Annotated in this window: 2 protein-coding genes; both read left to right on the plus strand. The window is 39.5% G+C overall.

All coding sequences use genetic code 11. The features are described from left to right. The first annotated feature begins 315 nt into the window (after window positions 1–315). On the plus strand, window positions 316–1,521 hold the full coding sequence (locus ACNKXS_RS05125) for a porin (RefSeq protein WP_417919913.1): 1,206 nt from the start codon (window positions 316–318) through the stop codon (window positions 1,519–1,521). A gap of 70 nt (window positions 1,522–1,591) precedes the next feature. Continuing rightward, the coding region (locus ACNKXS_RS05130) for an inorganic phosphate transporter (RefSeq protein ID WP_417919914.1) at window positions 1,592–3,307 on the plus strand (1,716 nt) is incomplete at its 3' end.

The raw sequence follows: 3,307 nt of genomic DNA on the forward strand, positions 1-3,307 counted from the left end.
GAGCAACAAAGCCATTCGTTTTTCGAGTGGCTTTCTTGTTTTTAGTACTTTCCTCTCTAATCCCATTTTTAAACTTAATTTAATATAAGCGTGACCTTAAAGAGACATCGCTGTACTTTCTTTGTGCGTACAAAAGCACACGAAAATCGTATTAGTTTTTGTCGACTCTACATAATAGTGTGCGAGGCTGTCCTGTAAAAACAGGGCAGCCTTTTTTTATTAACTTAGATCAACCTCAGGTTTAACTCTTGGGAAACATTCAGTTAACATAAAGTCTGTTTCTTTGTCGCCGACAAAAACTTATAATACGATTTAATGAAGACTAGATTCAGCACACTTGTTTTGTGCCTATTCGTCGCACTGGGACTTGAAGCTCAGGAAATAAGTGACACAAAATTTGGAAAAGGCCTGCTTAATTTCACCGCAAAGGATAGTTCCTTTAGCGTGAAATTTGCACCAAGGTTTCAGTTTAGATCTTTTACAACCTGGAATCACGATGGAGAAGAGTACATGGATCCAGAGCAAAATTTCCTGATTAGAAGAGCAAGACTAAAATTTGATGGATTCGCTCTTACGCCAAAACTGGTTTATAAGATTGAACTTGGTCTTTCGAATAATGACATTTCCGGAGCCAATCAGTTTACATCTAATTCTCCACGGTATATTCTCGACGCAGTTCTTAAATGGCATTTTCATAAGAACTTCGAACTATGGGCGGGGCAGACCAAACTTCCTGGAAATGTGGAAAGGGTTATTTCTTCAGCGAGTTTACAGCTTATAGACCGATCTATTGTAAACAGCAGGTTCAATCTAGATAGAGATATTGGACTACAGCTACATCATAAATTCAAACTGGGAAAAAAATTCGTGATCAAAGAGAAGCTGGCGTTTTCGCAGGGAGAAGGACGAAATATAACCAGCGGTAGCCAGGGAGGAATGGAATACACAGGAAGAATTGAGCTTCTGCCTTTTGGAGAATTTCTTGAAAAAGGAGATTATTTTCAGGCAGATCTTGAACGAGAGCCCTCTCCTAAACTAATGCTGGGAGCAGTTTACGATATTAATAATGATGCCGTAAGAACGAGAAGTAACCTGGGAAGTTTTATGTTGCTGGAAGATGGGACACTTTACGAAACCGATATCCAAACGTTTTTCCTGGATGCTGTTTTTAAATACCGCGGACTTTCTGTAATGGCAGAATATGCCTATCGCGATGCAGAAGATCCCATTGCCAGGATTCAGGGAGAAAATCAGCCAGCTGAATACAGGGTGCTGGAAGGGCAGGGAATAAACTTTCAAACTGCGTACCTTTTCAAAAGTAATTATGAAATTGCAGCTAGATACTCAAGAAACGACTATTCCGATATTATCGAAGTGGATGATGTCGAGCAATACACTCTGGGAGGATCCAAATATATTGTAGGACATAAACTAAAGATACAGGCAGATATCAATTATTCGAAACAAGCTGGAATAGAGGATTTTATATCATTTAGAACAGGCTTCGAATTTCACTTTTAAAATTAACAATTAGGTAACAGTAAATCCACGATTTGGTTGGATACTTGCACCGCTTTTTAAACACAATAAAATGGAAAATATTTACTTGTTGATGCTGGTTGCATTAGTGGTTCTTGCCATTGCCGATTTGGTGGTTGGAGTTAGTAATGACGCCGTAAACTTCCTGAACTCTGCAATTGGTTCCAAAGCGATCTCATTCAAAACGATCATGATCGTGGCCAGTGTAGGTATCTTTATTGGTGCTGTTTTTTCCAGCGGAATGATGGAGGTAGCCAGAAAAGGTATTTTTATGCCCGGTCAGTTCTATTTTGATGAGATCATGATCATATTTATGGCCGTTATGATCACAGACATTCTCCTGCTGGATTTTTTCAACACACTGGGAATGCCAACTTCAACAACAGTATCCATTGTATTCGAATTACTTGGAGCAGCGGTAGTAATGGCGCTTATCAAAATTGGAGCTTCAGATACTCAAACGCTGGCAGATCTTTCCTCTTACATCAATACAGATAAAGCAACCGAGATCATATCCGGAATATTTCTATCTGTAGTCATCGCATTTACTATAGGAGCATTGGTGCAGTGGTTGTCCCGCTTAGTATTCACGTTTGAATACGAAAAGAAAATCAAGAATTTTGGTTCTATTTTCGGCGGAATTTGTCTTGCAGCTATCAGTTATTTTATCATTTTCAAAGGGATGAAAGGAACTCCTTATTACGATAGTTTTAAAGATATACTTTCTACACAGGTTTATGCTGTGATGGCGGTTAGTTTCCTGTTCTGGACAATTTTCAGCTATTTATTTATGAAGATCTTTAAGAAAAGTATCCTGATCTTCGTGATTGCAGTAGGAACATTTGGTCTTGCGCTTGCATTCTCTGGAAATGACCTGGTGAACTTTATTGGGGTTCCAATGGCGGCTTACCACTCTTATGAAGCCTGGGCGGCGTCTGGCCAGATCTCTACGGAATTCTCAATGGAGGTATTACGTGATAAAGTACCAGCAGAACCAATTTTACTATTTATTTCTGGAGCCATTATGGTGCTTACACTCTGGTTTTCGAAGAAAGCAAAAACTGTAGCTGAAACCGAAATTGGACTTTCCAGACAGGGACATGGAACCGAAAAGTTCGATCCAAATATGCTTTCCCGTGCTCTAGTAACAGGAACTACAAAGCTTGCTGATACTTTTAGAGTGATTATTCCTGGGGGAATGCGTAGAAAGATTGGTCGCAGTTTCAACAAACCCGATGATATACTTATAGGGGATAAAGCTGAAGAACAACCTGCTTTTGATATGATCCGTGCAGCAATCAACCTTACTGTAGCCGGTGTATTGATCTCTATCGCTACTTCCTATAAGTTACCATTATCTACTACTTATGTAACTTTTATGGTGGCTATGGGAACTTCACTGGCAGATAAAGCCTGGGGTAGAGAAAGTGCTGTATATCGTGTTGCCGGAGTTTTGAAAGTAATTGGAGGTTGGTTCTTCACTGCATTTAGCGCCTTCTCGGCTGCAGGAATTTTGACCTATATTATTTTCCTCGGAAAAGGACCTGCAATTGCCATTCTATTAATCGCAGCTATAGGACTACTTGCCAGAAATTATATCTCACATAAGAATAAGGAAACTGCCAAAGCTGATAAATCTGGCTTGAAGAAATCTGAAAGTAAGACCGTTCAAGGGATTATCCTCGAAAGCGCTGATAATATTTCTAATGTGGTAAGCAGATCCAATAAGATCTTCTCTGATACTTTTGCCGGATTATCCAAACAGGAT

Origin of the sequence: Christiangramia marina (assembly GCF_048285865.1) — a bacterium.
GTDB classification, from domain to species: domain Bacteria; phylum Bacteroidota; class Bacteroidia; order Flavobacteriales; family Flavobacteriaceae; genus Christiangramia; species Christiangramia marina.

Excerpts from the sequence above, each read along its gene's own strand:
- ACNKXS_RS05125 (WP_417919913.1), top strand. The coding sequence starts at position 316 with ATGAAGACTAGATTCAGCACACTTGTTTTGTGCCTATTCGTCGCACTG.